16 protein-coding genes are annotated in these 13931 nt (G+C 70.6%); 8 read left to right on the plus strand and 8 right to left on the minus strand.

Annotation, left to right across the window (positions count from 1 at the left end; genetic code table 11):
- The first annotated feature begins 123 nt into the window (after nt 1-123).
- The 3 genes from A8G15_RS05855 to A8G15_RS05865 all read left to right on the plus strand — a co-directional run bounded on the left by A8G15_RS05855 (nt 124) and on the right by A8G15_RS05865 (nt 3002).
- The gene (locus A8G15_RS05855) at nt 124-1209 is read left to right on the plus strand and encodes an S-(hydroxymethyl)mycothiol dehydrogenase (protein WP_068156543.1); all 1086 of its coding nucleotides are present in this window, start codon (nt 124-126) and stop codon (nt 1207-1209) included.
- Nucleotides 1206-1841 (plus strand): MBL fold metallo-hydrolase, encoded by a 636-nt coding sequence (locus tag A8G15_RS05860; protein WP_068156547.1) that lies wholly within the window; start codon nt 1206-1208, stop codon nt 1839-1841. The genes A8G15_RS05855 and A8G15_RS05860 overlap by 4 nt, the downstream gene beginning before the upstream one ends.
- A 141-nt stretch (nt 1842-1982) precedes the next feature.
- Complete coding sequence (locus A8G15_RS05865) at nt 1983-3002, plus strand: CobW family GTP-binding protein (RefSeq protein ID WP_068156551.1); 1020 nt, start codon at nt 1983-1985, stop codon at nt 3000-3002.
- A 19-nt stretch (nt 3003-3021) separates the two neighbouring features.
- Here A8G15_RS05865 and A8G15_RS05870 read toward each other — a convergent pair whose 3' ends face one another.
- The 4 genes from A8G15_RS05870 to A8G15_RS05885 form a co-directional block, all read right to left on the minus strand.
- Nucleotides 3022-4482, minus strand: coding sequence for a DEAD/DEAH box helicase (locus tag A8G15_RS05870; protein ID WP_068156812.1), 1461 nt, complete (start codon nt 4480-4482; stop codon nt 3022-3024).
- Between the two features lie 202 nt (nt 4483-4684).
- Nucleotides 4685-5098 carry a molybdenum cofactor biosynthesis protein MoaE gene (locus A8G15_RS05875; RefSeq protein ID WP_068156554.1) on the minus strand — a complete coding sequence of 138 codons (414 nt, stop codon included), beginning with the start codon at nt 5096-5098 and terminating at the stop codon, nt 4685-4687.
- On the minus strand, nt 5091-6065 hold the full coding sequence (gene moaCB / locus A8G15_RS05880) for a bifunctional molybdenum cofactor biosynthesis protein MoaC/MoaB (RefSeq protein ID WP_068156557.1): 975 nt from the start codon (nt 6063-6065) through the stop codon (nt 5091-5093). Before moaCB ends, A8G15_RS05875 begins: the two co-directional genes overlap by 8 nt.
- Entirely contained in the window at nt 6062-7264 is a 1203-nt protein-coding gene (locus tag A8G15_RS05885; RefSeq protein ID WP_068156560.1) for a molybdopterin molybdotransferase MoeA, read from the minus strand. The genes moaCB and A8G15_RS05885 overlap by 4 nt, the downstream gene beginning before the upstream one ends.
- Nucleotides 7265-7425: 161 nt before the next feature.
- Here A8G15_RS05885 and moaA point away from each other — a divergent pair, with 161 nt between their 5' ends.
- Together moaA and A8G15_RS05895 are read left to right on the plus strand one after the other, a co-directional pair.
- Entirely contained in the window at nt 7426-8484 is a 1059-nt protein-coding gene (gene moaA / locus A8G15_RS05890; protein ID WP_068156563.1) for a GTP 3',8-cyclase MoaA, read from the plus strand.
- Nucleotides 8477-8749, plus strand: coding sequence for a MoaD/ThiS family protein (locus A8G15_RS05895; RefSeq protein ID WP_068156566.1), 273 nt, complete (start codon nt 8477-8479; stop codon nt 8747-8749). The genes moaA and A8G15_RS05895 overlap by 8 nt, the downstream gene beginning before the upstream one ends.
- A gap of 11 nt (nt 8750-8760) precedes the next feature.
- Here A8G15_RS05895 and A8G15_RS05900 read toward each other — a convergent pair whose 3' ends face one another.
- Nucleotides 8761-9528: an SDR family oxidoreductase gene (locus tag A8G15_RS05900; protein ID WP_245687721.1), complete on the minus strand. Its 768-nt coding sequence runs from the start codon at nt 9526-9528 to the stop codon at nt 8761-8763.
- Between the two features lie 46 nt (nt 9529-9574).
- Nucleotides 9575-10414, minus strand: a complete 840-nt coding sequence (nadE, locus tag A8G15_RS05905) for an ammonia-dependent NAD(+) synthetase (RefSeq protein ID WP_068156572.1) — start codon at nt 10412-10414, stop codon at nt 9575-9577.
- A 23-nt stretch (nt 10415-10437) separates the two neighbouring features.
- Here nadE and A8G15_RS05910 point away from each other — a divergent pair, with 23 nt between their 5' ends.
- A complete protein-coding gene (locus A8G15_RS05910; RefSeq protein WP_068156576.1) occupies nt 10438-11262 on the plus strand; it encodes a fructosamine kinase family protein in 825 nt (274 codons plus the stop codon).
- On the plus strand, nt 11259-11807 hold the full coding sequence (locus A8G15_RS05915) for a nucleosidase (protein ID WP_068156578.1): 549 nt from the start codon (nt 11259-11261) through the stop codon (nt 11805-11807). Before A8G15_RS05910 ends, A8G15_RS05915 begins: the two co-directional genes overlap by 4 nt.
- Nucleotides 11808-11824: 17 nt before the next feature.
- Here the strand turns inward: A8G15_RS05915 and A8G15_RS05920 are convergent, their stop codons facing one another.
- The gene (locus A8G15_RS05920) at nt 11825-12625 is read right to left on the minus strand and encodes an META domain-containing protein (RefSeq protein ID WP_068156581.1); all 801 of its coding nucleotides are present in this window, start codon (nt 12623-12625) and stop codon (nt 11825-11827) included.
- Nucleotides 12626-12629: 4 nt separating this feature from the next.
- The gene (locus A8G15_RS05925) at nt 12630-13259 is read right to left on the minus strand and encodes a TetR/AcrR family transcriptional regulator (protein WP_068156583.1); all 630 of its coding nucleotides are present in this window, start codon (nt 13257-13259) and stop codon (nt 12630-12632) included.
- Between the two features lie 97 nt (nt 13260-13356).
- Between A8G15_RS05925 and A8G15_RS05930 the strand changes: the two genes are divergently transcribed.
- Complete coding sequence (locus A8G15_RS05930) at nt 13357-13920, plus strand: NADPH-dependent FMN reductase (RefSeq protein ID WP_068156586.1); 564 nt, start codon at nt 13357-13359, stop codon at nt 13918-13920.
- The last annotated feature ends 11 nt before the right edge of the window (nt 13921-13931 follow it).

Raw genomic sequence — 13931 nt, forward strand, 5'->3', positions numbered from 1 at the left:
AGTCGGGTCTGCTCTTTCGGATAGGTCGGTCAGGCCGTTCGATCAGGTACGAGGTCGTACCGCTCTGGATACGGTGTGCACATATCGCGATACCGCAATCGATCCACAGAAGGAGACACCGTCATGCCGCAGACAGTCCGCGGAGTCGTCGCCCGCTCGAAGGGCGCACCCGTCGAGGTCGTGCCCATCGTGATCCCGGATCCGGGACCGGGCGAGGTCGTCGTCGCGGTCGCCGCGTGCGGCGTCTGCCACACCGACCTGCACTACCGCGAAGGCGGCATCAACGACGAATTCCCGTTCCTGCTCGGGCACGAGGCAGCCGGCGTCGTCGAATCGGTCGGCGAGGGGGTCGATTCCGTCGCGGTCGGCGACTTCGTCGTCCTGAACTGGCGTGCGGTCTGCGGCCAGTGTCGCGCCTGCAAGCGCGGGCAGCCGCAGTACTGCTTCGACACGTTCAACGCGACGCAGAAGATGACCCTCGAGGACGGCACCGAACTGTCCCCGGCGCTGGGCATCGGCGCGTTCGCCGACAAGACCCTCGTCCATGCCGGTCAGTGCACCAAGGTCGACCCCACCGCCGATCCGGCCGTCGTGGGCCTGCTCGGCTGCGGCGTGATGGCCGGTCTCGGCGCCGCGGTCAACACCGGTGGGGTCTCCCGCGGCCAGTCCGTCGCGGTCATCGGCTGCGGCGGCGTCGGCGACGCCGCGATCATGGGTGCGCGCCTGGCCGGGGCGGGCACGATCATCGCCGTCGACCGCGACGGCAAGAAGCTCGAGTGGGCCACCGACCTCGGGGCCACGCACACGATCAACAGCGCCGAGGTCGACGCCGTCGAGGCGATCCAGGAACTGACCGGCGGTTTCGGTGCCGATGTCGTCATCGACGCCGTGGGCCGGCCGGAAACCTGGAAGCAGGCGTTCTATGCCCGTGATCTGGCCGGCACCGTCGTCCTGGTCGGTGTGCCGACCCCCGACATGACCCTCGAGATGCCGCTGATCGACTTCTTCTCCCGGGGAGGCTCGCTCAAGTCGTCGTGGTACGGCGACTGCCTGCCCGAACGCGATTTCCCGACCTATGTGGACCTGTACCAGCAGGGCCGGCTGCCGCTCGAGAAGTTCGTCACCGAACGCATCGGCATCGACGACGTCGAGAAGGCTTTCGAGACCATGCACCGCGGTGAGGTGCTGCGTTCGGTGGTGGTCCTGTGAGCGTCTCGCCGATTCGCGTCGACCGGGTCGTCACCAGCGGAACGTTCGCGCTCGACGGAGGCGAATGGCAGGTCGACAACAACATCTGGCTCGTCGGCAACGACGACGAGGTCGTGGTGATCGACGCCGCACACACCGCGCAGCCGATCATCGACGCGGTCGGTGGCCGGAAGGTCGTGGCGATCGTGTGCACGCACGCGCACAACGACCACATCACCGTGGCCCCGGAACTGTCCGAGAAGCTGGACGCCCCGATCCTGCTCAACCCGGCCGACGACATGTTGTGGGAGATGACCCATCCCGGTGTCGCGCACGGCACGATCGAGGACGGGCAGCGGATCGCGGTGGCCGGCACCGAGATCCAGGCGATCGCCACGCCCGGTCACTCGCCGGGCTCGACGTGCCTGTATCTGCCCGAGGCCGGCGAGTTGTTCACCGGGGACACGCTGTTCTCCGGTGGTCCCGGCGCGACCGGCCGCTCGTTCTCGGACTTTCCGACGATCATCGGTTCGATCCGCGACAAGCTGTTCGCGCTGCCCGCCGAGACGACGGTGCACACCGGTCACGGCGACGGCACCACGATCGGCACCGAATCCCCGCATCTCGAGGAGTGGATCAAGCGCGGCAGCTGACCGCCCCCCGTGCGTGCTTTCGGTAGCACCCGCTACCAAAAGCACGCACGGGGCGGGGCCGGTGGGCGGGAAGCTGAGCCGACGGGCGCACGTATGATGCCCGGATGAACGCGACGTCGACGACGGAGGACTGACACGGCCATGTCGAGAACGCGGATCCCGGTCGTCATCGTCGCCGGATTCCTCGGGGCCGGGAAGACGACTCTGCTCAATCACCTGCTGCGCAACACGCGAGGCGCGCGGATCGGGGTCGTCGTCAACGACTTCGGATCGGTCAACATCGACTCGATGATGGTCGCCGGGCAGGTCGACTCGATGGTCTCGCTCAGCAACGGCTGCCTGTGCTGCGCCGTCGACGTCAGCGACATGGACGCAATGCTCGACAAGCTCGCGCACCGGTCCTCGGATCTCGACGTCATCGTCGTCGAGGCGAGCGGTCTGGCCGAGCCGCGCAACATGATCCGGCTCGTCACCGGATCGGCGAACGAGTACATCATCTACGGCGGTCTGGTCCTCGTCGTCGATGCCGTCGAGTTCGACGACGCCTGCGCCCGCCACCCCGAGCTCGAACAGCATGTGGCACTGGCAGATCTGTTGCTGCTCAACAAGACCGACCGTATCGACGCGGACGCCCACGACGAACTGCTCGGGCGGTTGTGTGCCCTCAACCGGCGTGCGGCGGTCGTGTCCACCGAGCACTCCCGCATGGACCCGGGCCTGCTCTTCGACATCCCGGACCGGCCGGAACCGCAACCGGGGGAGCAGCTGACTCTCGATCGCTTGCTCTACGACGATCACGACGGTGAGCACACGCATCTGCACGACGGCTACGACGCCATCGCGTTCGCATCGTCGAAACCGCTGCACCCGAGGCTGTTCGTCGACTTCCTCGAGAACCAGCCCGCCGGGGTGTTCCGGATCAAGGGATACGTCCACGTCGCCGCGGGCCTGCGCAGCCGCGCCTATCTGGTGCACACCGTCGGCGACCACATCCGGTTCGAACCGGCCCGTCGCGGTGGGGCGCCCGCGACGACCGAACTCGTGGTGATCGGCGCCGACCTCGACGCCGACGCGGTCCGCGAGCGGCTGGACGGTTGTGTGCCGACGGAACCGGTGTCGGCGGACGCGATGTACGCCGTCCACCGGTTCACACCGCGCTGACGACCGTCAGCGAAAGGAACTAGCGCGCAGCGGAATTGCGCTGCGGACGACGGCGACGACCCGCAGCGCCCTGACCCTGGCCGGCCTGACCGGAGCGGGCCTGGCCGGATCCGCCGCCCTGCCGGGCGGTGCCGCCCTGCCGCGACGCGGTGCCCTGACGGGTCCCGCCGCCCTGACGTGCGCCTCCACCCTGGCGGGAGCCGGCACCCTGACGGGAACCCTCGCCCTGACGTGCGCCCCCGCGACGACCTTGACCACCGCCCGACCGCTGCGGCCGCGACGGTGCCGCGGACGCCTTCGGCGCCGGCGGCACGTGCGGTGCGACCTCGCCGACGAGCTTCAGCACGTGCTCGGAGTCCGCGGTCACGCGGATCGGCGAGACCGTGATCGCGGCCTTGCGCATGATGACCTGAAGATCCTTGCGCTGATCCGGAAGCACCACCGTCACCACGTCGCCCGCGCTGCCCGCGCGCGCCGTGCGGCCGGACCGGTGCAGGTACGCCTTGTGCTCGGCCGGCGGATCGACGTGCACGACCAGTTCGACGTCGTCGACGTGCACACCGCGCGCCGCGACATCGGTCGCGACCAGCACCCGCGCCTCACCGGACGCGAACGCCGCGAGGTTCCGGTCGCGGGCGTTCTGCGACAGGTTGCCGTGCAGATCGACGGCGGGGATACCCGACTCGGTGAGCTGACGGGCCAGCTTCCGGGCCTGATGCTTGGTGCGCATGAACAGGATCCGGCGCCCGGTGCCCGACGCGAGGGTCCGCACCAGAGCCTTCTTCGAGTCGACGCCGTCGACGTCGAACACGTGGTGGGTCATCGCGGCGACCGGCGAGTGCGCCTCGTCCACCGAGTGCAGCACCGGGTCGTTCAGGAAACGCTTGACGAGCTTGTCGACACCGTTGTCGAGGGTCGCGGAGAACAGCAGCCGCTGACCGCCCCGGGGGGTCGCGTTGAGGATCCGGGTGACACCGGGCAGGAACCCGAGATCGGCCATGTGGTCGGCCTCGTCGAGCACGGTGATCTCGACGGCGTCGAGCGTGACGAAGCCCTGACGCATGAGGTCCTCGAGGCGGCCGGGGCACGCAATGATGATGTCGACGCCGCGACGCAGCGCCTCGACCTGGCGATTCTGGGACACGCCACCGAAAATCGTCGTCACGCGCAGACCCGTGGTGTGGGCGAGCGGTTCGACGGTGGCGGCGATCTGGGTCGCCAGCTCACGGGTCGGCGCCAGAACCAGGCCGCGCGGACGGCCGGCCGCGCGCGCCGAACCGCCGGCGAGGCGGGCGGTCAACGGAATCGAGAACGCGAGAGTCTTGCCGCTGCCGGTGCGTCCGCGACCGAGAACGTCGCGCCCGGCGAGGGTGTCGGGGAGGGTGTCGACCTGAATCGGGAACGGTGCGGCGATCCCGTTGTCGCCGAGGGTCGCGACGAGGGTCCGCGGGACACCGAGATCGGAAAAGGATGTGGTCAAGGTACGGCGCTGCCTTTCACTGCGGCGTGTGTGCACCTGACCGGAAGATCCGGTGGTGCGGTGGATCGCCGCGAGGAAGGCCGATGCTGGTGCGTGCGGGCCGGGCACGATCCCGGGCCGCCGGTATCCCACGACGGTGAGTGTCGTCGTGACACTCGAACCGGGCCAGCCTACCCCATGTACGGACCGGTTCCTGCCGCCGTCAGAGTCCGACCCACTCCGAGGCACCGTCGGTGAACGCCTGCCGCTTCCAGATCGGCACTTCGCGTTTGATGCGCTCGACCAGCTCCGCGCAGGTCGCGAACGCTTCCGCCCGGTGCGGTGCCGCGACCGCGGCGACCAGGGCGAGGTCGCCGATGGTGAGATGGCCCACTCGGTGCACCGCGGCGACCGGCAGGCCCGATTCGGCGGCGACCTGCTCGCAGCACTTGCGCAGGAACGCTTCCGCGTCCGGATGCGCCTGGTATTCGAGCGCGGTCACGGACTGCCCGCCGTCGTGGTTGCGGACGACGCCGGTGAACAGCACGACGGCACCGTGCTCCGGCCCGGCGACCGCGGCATCGACTGCCACCGGGTCCAGCGGCTCCGACGAAATCCGTGCCAGCAGTTCACTCATGAGCTCCGCCTCCCGAAACCTGCGCGAGAAGATGATCGACGATGGGATCGAGCGCGGCGAGCCCGTCCTTCACTCCACCTGGCGATCCGGGCATGTTCACCACCACGGTGCGGCCCACCAGCCCGGCGACCCCACGCGAGAGAACCGCGTGCGGGGTGACCTCGAGACCGCGGCGCCGGATCGACTCGGCGACACCCGGAAGTTCCCGATCGAGCACGGCCAGTGTCGCTTCGGGGGTCGCGTCGGTGGGGGAGGCCCCGGTTCCGCCGGTGCTCAGCACCAGTGCGGGTGCGCCGGTCAGCGCATCTGCCAGACCTTCGGCGATCCGCGCGTCCGGGTACACGAGCGGGCCGCGCACCGCGAATCCGCGTTCGGTCAGCCACCGTGCGATCACCGGCCCGGTGGTGTCCTCACGGGTGCCGGCCGCGACCCCGGTCGACGACACCAGCACCACCGCCGACCGTTCCGGGGACGCCACCGCTTCCGGGGCCGGGGCGTCCTCGCGTGTCCAGTGTCCGCGCTTACCGCCGTCCTTGGAGATCAGCCGCACCCCGTTCATCACCGCGCCGGGGTCGACGGCCTTGACCATGTCGTGCAGGGTCAGGCCGGCGACCGCGACCGCGGTCAGGGCCTCCATCTCGACGCCGGTGGGGCCCTTCGTCTTCGCGGTTGCCTCCACGGTGATGGACGTGTCGGTGAACCCGAACGACACCTTCACCGACGACAACGCCAGCTGGTGACACAGCGGGATGAGCTCCCAGGTGCGTTTGGCGGCAGCGATTCCCGCGATGCGCGCGGTCGCGAGGACGTCGGCCTTGGGCATGTCGTCGGCGCGCACCAGCGCGACGACCTCGGGGGTCGTGACCAGTTCGCCGGCCGCGACCGCGACCCGCGTGGTGTCGGCCTTGGCCGAGACGTCGACCATGCGGGCCCGTCCCTGGTCGTCGAGGTGGCTCAGATCGCTCACAGCGGAAGTACTTTCACGAGATCTCCGGCGTGGAGGGTGGTGGTGTCCGCCGCGATGTCCAGCAGCACATCGGCTCCCGACATCCCGGCGATCAGGTGTGAACCGGGCCCGGACACGACGGTCACTCCGTCACCGTCGCGACGGGCGCGGACGAACTGGCGTTTACCGGCCACGGAGGTCAGATCGGCGGTGAGCGGCAGCGTCAGCGGGTCGATCGCGGGCAGTCCCGCCGCGGCGCGCAACAGCGGCCGGGCGAACACCTCGAACGAGACGAGGGCGCTGACGGGATTGCCGGGGAACGCCAGCACCGGAACCCCGTCGACGACCGCGGTGCCCTGCGGGCCGCCGGGCTGCATCCCCACCGACACGAACTCGCCGCCGCGCGGGCCGAGCACATCCTTGACGACCTCGAAGTCGCCCTTGGACACGCCGCCGGAGGTGAACACGATCTCGGCGACGGCCGCGGCGTGCGCGATCTTCACGGCGAACTCCTCCGCGTCGTCGTCGCTGTGGTCGACGGACACCACCTCCGCGCCGTTGGCGAGTGCGCTGGCCGCGAGTGCCGGCCCGTTGGAGTTGAAGATCTTGCCGGGTTCCGGATCGGTGCCGCCGAAAACCAGTTCGCTGCCGGTGGAGATCACCGCGACCCGCGGCAGCGTGCGCACCGGAATCGCGGTCACACCGACCGCGGCGAGTGCGGCGATGTGCCGGGCCGCGATGATCTGCCCGGCGGGCAGCAGTTCGGCACCGGCGGTGATGTCGCTGCCGCGTTCGCGCACATACGTGCCGACCCCGACGGATCGGTGCACGGTGACCGTCGGCGCTTCCCCGTCGGCGGAGTTGGCGGTGGTGTCCTCGACGGGGACGACCGCGTCCGCACCCTCGGGAATGGGCGCGCCGGTCATGATCTTGCGGACGGTGCCCGGTTCGTGGACGGAATCCCCGGCGCCGGCGGCGAGTACCCCGCGCACCGGCAGCGTCACCGGCACGGTCGCGACCGCCGCGGCGTCGACGGCGTAGCCATCCATCTGGGAGTTGCGGAAGGCCGGCAGATCGATCGGCGCGTGGATGGGTTCGGCCAGCACCCGGTTCAGGGCGCGGGCGAGCGGAACCCGCACCGTCGGCCTGGAGCGCAGCGGCGCCAGTAGCGCCGCAACGTGCTCCACGTGTTCCTCCACGGACCGCCTGCCGCCTGTCATGCCCGCAATCCTAGGCATATCGGACCGCTCGCCGGTCGGGGTGGCGGCGCGACGCGCTGGCGCGTGCCCGTCCACACCCGGGGCGACCACACGCCGGGCCGGTGTCTGACTCCGGGAATCGGCCGGGAGCGGCATACTGGCGCTATGACGGCGGTGATCCGATGACGACGATCGATGTGGGGATGCCGTCCGTGCGAGTCGCCACGGACAACGTATCCGACCGTCCCGACACGCCGGAACTGGTGGACCGGTTCGGGCGCGTGGCCCGGGACCTGCGGGTGTCGATCACGGAGAAATGTTCCCTGCGCTGCACGTACTGCATGCCCGAGGAGGGCCTGCCCGCGATTCCGCGCGAGAACCTGCTCACCGCAGCCGAGATCGTCCGCCTCGTCGGGATCGGGGTGCACCGGCTCGGGATCGAGGAGGTCCGCTTCACCGGTGGCGAACCGCTCATGCGCCGCGACCTCGAGGAGATCATCGCCGGGTGTGCGGCGGCCGCGCCGGGAACACCGCTGGCGGTGACCACCAACGCGGTCGGTCTCGCGCACCGTGCCGCCGGGCTCGCCGAGGCCGGCCTGACCCGCGTCAACATCTCCCTCGACACCGTCGACCGCGACCGTTTCGCGCGCCTGACCCGCCGGGACCGCCTGGATTCGGTGCTCGCCGGGATCCGGGCTGCGAACACCGCCGGGTTCTCCCGGGTGAAGGTCAACGCGGTGCTCATGCCCGAGACCCTCGGCGGTGCCGCCGATCTGCTGCAGTGGTGCCTCGACGAGAAGGTGGAGCTGCGCTTCATCGAGGAGATGCCGCTCGACGCCGACCACGCGTGGGCGCGGGCGAACATGATCACCGCCCAGCGCCTGCTCGACGTCCTCGGCGAACGGTTCGAGCTGACCGGGACCGGCCGGGAGGATCCGTCGGCCCCGGCGGAGCGCTGGCTCGTGAACGGGGGTCCCGCCACGGTCGGGATCATCGCCTCGGTGACCCGGTCGTTCTGTTCGGACTGCGATCGCACGCGCCTCACCTCCGAGGGCACGGTGCGGTCCTGCCTGTTCAGCGACACCGAGACCGATCTGCGCGCTGCGCTGCGCGGTGGCGCGAGCGACGAGGAACTGGCCGCGGTGTGGCGCGGCGCGATGTGGAACAAGTGGGCCGGGCACGGTATCGACGCGGCGGACTTCGCTCCGCCGCAGCGCAGCATGGGAGCTATCGGTGGGTGATGAGGTGACCGGCATCGAGGTGCGGTACTTCGCGGCGGCGGTCGACGCGGCGGGCCGCGACAAGGAAACCGTCGAACTGGCACCGCCGGCGGATCTGGGGGCGTTGAAGGCGGCGTTGATCGACCGACACGGTCCGGGCATGGAACGGGTCCTGACGGTGGCGGCGTTCCTCGTCGGATCCGGCCCGGACGCCGAGCTCACCCGCGACCTCACGCGTCCGGCGGGGGACCGCGTCGACGTGCTGCCGCCGTTCGCCGGCGGATAGTGGCCGTTCCGTCAGCGTCGGGGTTGCTGCGCGAGCCATTGCGCGAAGGTGATCGTGCCGTCGCGGTGCCCGGGGACGAGATTCTCCCCGGCACGCCAGAATCGGCCGAGAGCACCGGGCAACCGGATCGGCGCGACCGCGCCACGGACGCCGGTGGCGCTCTTCCACTGCCGGACGATGTCGTCCATCCGGAGGATCTCCGGACCACCGACGATGTCCGGTGCGGGTGATCGGCCGTCGGCGGCGTCGGCGAGCCCGCGGGCGACGTCCCGCACGTCGATCGGCTGGAAGGCGGTGTGTGTGAGTGCGGGAAGCAGCCCGACCCGCGCGGCCGGGGCGCACAGCATCGGCACGAAGCTGTGGAACTGGGTGGCCCGCACGATCCGGGTGTCGAGGCCGGCCGTCCGATAGCGCTGTTCCTGCTCGGCCTTGGCCCGGTAGTAGGCCAACGGACCGCGGTCGACGTTCACGATCGACAGCAGCACCGTCCGCGTGACATGCGCGGCTCCGGCCGCGGCGATCAGATTCGCCGCGCCGGTGGTCAGTACGGGCCGGGCCCGGCGCGATTTGCCGTCGGTGGTGTCGACGACCACGTCGACACCGGCGAGCGCGTCGGCCAGCCCCGACCCGGAGATCAGGTCGGCCGCGACCGGGTGAGCTCCCGCGATCGGGCTTCCACCGCGGCGGCTGAGCACCCGGACGTCGTGCCCCCGGCCGGCCAGTTCCGCGACCACGGCCCGGCCGGCCTCTCCGGTGCCACCGGCCACCAATACCGTCACCACCGTTCGGCTCCCTTCCGCCGTCGATCGACCGGGTCGCAAACCGTCAGCGCCACCAGGTGTCGTGGGGCGTGACCGGCACCGTGCGCTTGTGCCGGGTGTTGCGGAACGTCTGCTCCAGCTTGGCGGCCAGTTCCTCGCTGACGGGCTTGCCCTCGAGGTAGTCGTCGATCTCGGCGTAGGTCATGCCGAGCGCCTCCTCGTCGGGGAGTGCGGGGCGGTCGTCCTCGAGGTCTGCGGTGGGGATCTTCTTCCACGTGCTCTCCGGCGCGCCCAGCGCGCGCAGCAACTCGGCGCCCTGCCGCTTCGTCAGACCCGTCAGGGGTGTCAGATCGACACCGCCGTCGCCGAACTTGGTGAAGAATCCGGTGACGGCCTCGGCGGCGTGGTCGGTTCCGACGACGAGGTAGCCCAGTTCCCCGGCGATCGCGTACTGCAGCATCATGCGCTCGCGGGCCTTGATGTTGCCCCGCACGAAGTCGCGCAGCCGGGTGCTCTCCCCGAAGATCTCGGCCAGCGCCTGGCCGGCCTCGGCGGCGCTCGCGTCGGCGCCGGGCTTGACGTTGACCCGCAGCGACCGGTCGGGCCGGATGAAGTCGAGCGCGACCTGCGCGTCGTGCTCGTCGGCCTGTTCGCCGTAGGGCAGGCGCAGCGCGACGAATTCGACGTCGTAGTGCTCGCCGCGCAGCTCCTCGACCGCGAGCTGTGTCAGCTTGCCGGCAAGTGTGCTGTCCTGGCCGCCGCTGATGCCGAGGACGAAACCTTTGGCGAGCGTGCTGCGCAGGTAGTCCTTGAGGAAGTCCACCCGCGACCGGATCTCGGTCTGCGGGTCGATCGTCGGCTTGACGCCGAGCTCTTCGATGATCTGAGCGCGTAGGGTCGTCATTTCGGAAACCCTAGCGGTGTCGCATGGGTGCCGCGCGCCGATGTCCCCGGTGGACGGGCAGACTCGATGTGGTGACCAGCGAGCGTGTCTTTCGCAAACATGATTCCGGTGCGCATCCGGATTTCTTCCGGGCGGAGGCGGCCGGTCTGGACTGGCTCGGGCGGGCCGGGCTGCCGGTACCGCGGGTCCGCCGCGTCGACGCGGAATCCATCGAACTCGAACGGATCACCGAGACGGCACCGGATGCGGCGGCGGCCCGGGCGTTCGGGGCGTGCCTGGCGGCCGTGCACGCCGCCGGTGCCGGCGGATTCGGGTGTGCGCCGGACGGGTTCGACGGGCAGATCTTCATCGGCCGGCGGCCGATGAGCAGCACGGTGCATGCGAGCTGGGGCGAGTTCTACTCGGTGGAACGTGTGCTGCCGTTCCTGCGGATCGCGGTCGACGCCGGCAGTGTCACCTCCCGGCAACTGCCCGACATCGAGCGGGCGTGCGCGCTCGTCGCGTCCGGGGCCTTCGACGACGACGAGCCCCCGGCACGGCTGCACGGCGACCTGTGGAACGGCAACGTGTTGTGGGCGGCGAACGGGGTGATCGTCATCGATCCGGCTGCGCACGGCGGCCACCGCGAAACCGACCTGGCGATGCTCGCGCTGTTCGGGTGCCCGTATCTCGACGACGTGCTCGCCGGATACGACTCCGCCCGTCCGTTGCGGCCCGGGTGGCGCGAGCGGGTGCCGCTGCATCAGCTGCATCCGCTCGCCGTGCACGCCGCAGGATACGGTTCCGGGTACGGGAGGGCGTTGCACCGGGCGGCGCTCGCGACCCTGGAACTGGGAGAACGCACGTGAACGGGATTCTGGTCGTGGCCGCCACGAAGGGCGAGGCCGCGCACGTGCCGAAGCGCTACGACACGGTGATCACCGGCATCGGGAAGGTGGCCGCGGCGGTCGCGGTGACCGAGGCACTGGCGGCGTACCGGCCGGACGCGCGACCGACGATCGTCAACATCGGCACCGCCGGCGCGCTGCATTCGCACCACGGCGGCCTGTACGTGCCGTCGACGGCCGTCAACCACGACATCAGCAGCGAGATCCTGCGCAGCCTCGGACATCCGGTGCAGGACGTGCTCGAACTGCCCGACGGCGACGGCACGGTCCTGGCCACCGGTGACGCGTTCGTCTCCGACGCCGAGGTGCGCGACGCACTCGCGGCCCGCGCGGACCTCGTCGACATGGAGGGGTTCGCGATCGCGTTCGCCGCGGCCCGCATGGGCGCACCGTGCCGGCTCGTCAAACACGTCAGCGATCACGCCGACGAGTCCGCGCTGGACTGGCCGGCGCAGGTCGACGAGAGCGCCCGCATTCTCGCGACGTGGCTGACCGACCGCTACTGAGCGGCTGTTCGGGGCGGCTATCGGGCGGTGAAGCCCAGTCCGTCCGCGCCGTTCGGGGCGGTGATCCGCATCGTTGCGCCGTCGATCTCGTAGGTGGTCTCGCCGGCCAGCACCGCCAGGACGTGGTTCTCGATCGCCGCGACCTCCGGGTCCGGGCACGCCATCCGCGTCGTGCCGAGCGGTCCGAATGCCAGGGTGCCGTCGCCGATGCGTGCGGCGCCGGTGAACCGGTTGCAGCCGGTGCTGCCGCTGACCGACCCGTCCTCGGCGACGGTCAGGGTGGGAGCGGAGGTCTCCAGGGCCACCGAGGTGACGGCCGCGTCCGGGGTGTACATCGTGGTGGCCACCCATTCGGTGCCGGTCAGCGACCGGTCCGGGTCGACCACCCTCCTGTCGGTGAGCGAGACGGTCACCGCGTTGCCGGTGAGGGTGAGCACGTCACCGGACACCGTCCAGCGCGGGTCGGAGTCGAACAGCGCGCCGAGCCACGCGTCGGCGCCGTCCCGCGGGGGCGGGCAGGCCATCATCGTGCTCGCCAGACGATCGGTGCGCAGTACACCGTCGGCGAGATCGACGTCGCCGACGGCCCGGTTGCAGCCGGCGGTCGCCGCGATCCGGCCCGCCTCGGGGAACTCGACGACGAGCGGACCGTCGCCGGGGATCGGGGTGCCGGTGACCTCGGTGGAGACGAACGTGCGGCCGGTCAGGGCGGCCGGGTCCGTGGCCGAGGTCGTGGCGTCGGCGCCTTCGTCGTTGCCGCACGCGGTCGCTACGACGGTGAGGGCAAGTGCGGCAAGAACTCCGAAGGCGCGGGTCATGGCGTCACAGTACGGCGACACCGTCCGTCGCGGGTGGGGTTGCGACGCGTCGCACCAGATCGGACCAGTTGTCGGCGAGCCGGTCGAGGGGATGACCGAGGTTGCGCCACTGGTGAAGCACCAGGGTGGCCTCGAGGGACGCCGTCAGCGAGTACGCGAGCAGCGGCAGGTCGCCGCCGACCCGGGCGGCCCGCAGCAGTGTCTCGATGTGTGTGTGGGTGACCGCGCGGGCGGGCGCACCGAACCGGTTGGAACTCGACGCCTCGGCCGCGCGCAGCAACTCGCCCTGCACCTCGACGAGGGCGATGCGTGCGCGGCCGAAGGCGATCAGGCGCTCGACGGGATCTGCGCCGGGGCCGAGCGGCGGCGGGCCGGTCATGAACGCTTCCTGGAATTCGCGTTCGGTGTGGTCGAGCAGCGCCTGCATCAGTCCGCCGCGCGAGCCGAAGCGGCGGAACACGGTGCCCTTGCCGACGCCGGCCCGGGCAGCGACGGCTTCCATCGTCACGGCGTCGACGCCGCGTTCGCCGACCAGGAGGGTGGCCGCGTCCAGGAGCAGTCGCCGGTTGCGGGCGGCGTCGCATCGTTCGGCGGTGTGCGCGTCGTCCGCCCGGGGCAGGGGGATGGTGTTCACGACATCACAATAGCCGCCCCGGAATGAAAGTGGACCGCGGTCCGTTTATGCTGTGGTGGGTAACCCGCCCCACCCCCGCACCAACGAAGGATGACCCATGTCCCAGACGCGCATTCTCGCTCTCGTCGGCAGCCTCCGCTCGGCCTCCGTCAACCGTCAGCTCGCCGAGGCCGCCGCCGAACTCGCACCCGAAGGCGCCGAGGTCGTCATCTACGAAGGCCTCGCCCAGGTTCCGTTCTACAACGAGGACATCGACGGTGACAGCGCGCCCGCCGCCGCGGTCGCGCTCCGCGAAGCCGGCAACGACGCCGCCGCCGTGCTGCTGTTCACCCCCGAGTACAACGGCACCATCCCCGCCGTGCTCAAGAACGCCATCGACTGGCTCTCCCGCCCCTACGGCGCCGGTGCCATCTCGGGCAAGCCGGTCGCGGTCGTCAGCGCCTCGCCGAGCGGCAACGCCGCCAAGTGGGCCCTCGAGGACACCGTCAAGGCCGTGGGTATCGCCGGCGGCAAGATCGTCGAGGACAGCTCGCTGTCCGTCGGAGGCACCATCGGCAAGTTCGGTGAGGCCCACCCGAAGGAGCACGCCGAGACCGCCGGTCAGCTCACCGAGGTTCTCACCAAGCTCCTCGCCGCCGAGAAGGCCCTCGTCGACGCCTGACGGCACCGAAT

The organism is Rhodococcus phenolicus (assembly GCF_001646785.1).
In the GTDB taxonomy this organism is placed as follows: domain Bacteria; phylum Actinomycetota; class Actinomycetes; order Mycobacteriales; family Mycobacteriaceae; genus Rhodococcus; species Rhodococcus phenolicus.

Bases quoted from the DNA above. Each gene is read 5' to 3' on its own strand.
- A8G15_RS05855 (WP_068156543.1), top strand. From the start codon at position 124: ATGCCGCAGACAGTCCGCGGAGTCGTCGCCCGCTCGAAGGGCGCACCC.
- A8G15_RS05865 (WP_068156551.1), top strand. From the start codon at position 1,983: ATGTCGAGAACGCGGATCCCGGTCGTCATCGTCGCCGGATTCCTCGGG.
- A8G15_RS05875 (WP_068156554.1), bottom strand. From the start codon at position 5,098: ATGAGTGAACTGCTGGCACGGATTTCGTCGGAGCCGCTGGACCCGGTG.
- A8G15_RS05885 (WP_068156560.1), bottom strand. From the start codon at position 7,264: ATGACAGGCGGCAGGCGGTCCGTGGAGGAACACGTGGAGCACGTTGCG.
- moaA (WP_068156563.1), top strand. From the start codon at position 7,426: ATGACGACGATCGATGTGGGGATGCCGTCCGTGCGAGTCGCCACGGAC.
- nadE (WP_068156572.1), bottom strand. From the start codon at position 10,414: ATGACGACCCTACGCGCTCAGATCATCGAAGAGCTCGGCGTCAAGCCG.
- A8G15_RS05910 (WP_068156576.1), top strand. From the start codon at position 10,438: ATGGGTGCCGCGCGCCGATGTCCCCGGTGGACGGGCAGACTCGATGTG.
- A8G15_RS05920 (WP_068156581.1), bottom strand. From the start codon at position 12,625: ATGACCCGCGCCTTCGGAGTTCTTGCCGCACTTGCCCTCACCGTCGTA.
- A8G15_RS05930 (WP_068156586.1), top strand. From the start codon at position 13,357: ATGTCCCAGACGCGCATTCTCGCTCTCGTCGGCAGCCTCCGCTCGGCC.